1 protein-coding gene is annotated in these 860 nt (G+C 62.7%); it reads left to right on the forward strand.

The window, feature by feature from the left end; genetic code table 11:
• Positions 1–860 (forward strand): DUF7507 domain-containing protein (locus B4915_RS00790; RefSeq protein ID WP_219845063.1); only part of this gene is annotated, 860 nt, incomplete at both ends.

Raw genomic sequence — 860 nt, forward strand, 5'->3', positions numbered from 1 at the left:
GCCTGTCGATCGTGAAGTCCTCCGACGTGGAGGAAGTCACGGCCGCTGGTGATGTCATCACCTACTCCTTCCTGGTCACCAACACGGGCAACGTCACGTTGACCGACGTGGTGCCCGTGGAAGGCGAGTTCTCCGGTACCGGTGAGCTGGGCGCATTCAGCCCGAACCCCGTCACCCTCGCACCGGGTGAGGAGCAGGTGTTCACCGCGGAGTACCGTGTAACGCAGTCTGATATCAATGCCGGCGGTATTGATAATTCGGCAACTGCGACGGGCACCCCGCCCGGTGATGCGGAACTGCCTCCGCCACCCCCCTCGGATGTGTCGATTCCGGCACCCTCGGATCCGGGGCTTGAGATTGTGAAGACTGCTGACCTGATTGATCCGGATAACTTCGTTGCCGGTGAGACGGTGACCTATGTCTTCACGATGACGAACACGGGTAACGTGACGTTGACTGATGTCGCTCCGGTCGAGGCTGAGTTCTCGGGTACGGGCGAGCTTGGTCCGATCACTCCGGCTTCGGTGGAGTCATTGGCTCCGGGTGAGCAGGCGACGTTTACGGCTGAGTACACGCTGACGCAGGCCGATATCGACGCGGGTTCGGTCACGAACTCCGCAACCGGTACCGGTACCCCGCCCTCGGGTGACCCGGTGGAGCCGCCACCCTCGGACGTCGAGATCCCGACGCCTGCGGATCCGGGCCTGTCGATCGTGAAGTCCTCCGACGTGGAGGAAGTCACGGCCGCTGGTGATGTCATCACCTACTCCTTCCTGGTCACCAACACGGGCAACGTCACGTTGACCGACGTGGTGCCCGTGGAAGGCGAGTTCTCCGGTACCGGTGAGCTGGGCGCATTC

The organism is Leucobacter massiliensis (assembly GCF_002982315.1).
Lineage (GTDB): Bacteria > Actinomycetota > Actinomycetes > Actinomycetales > Microbacteriaceae > Leucobacter > Leucobacter massiliensis.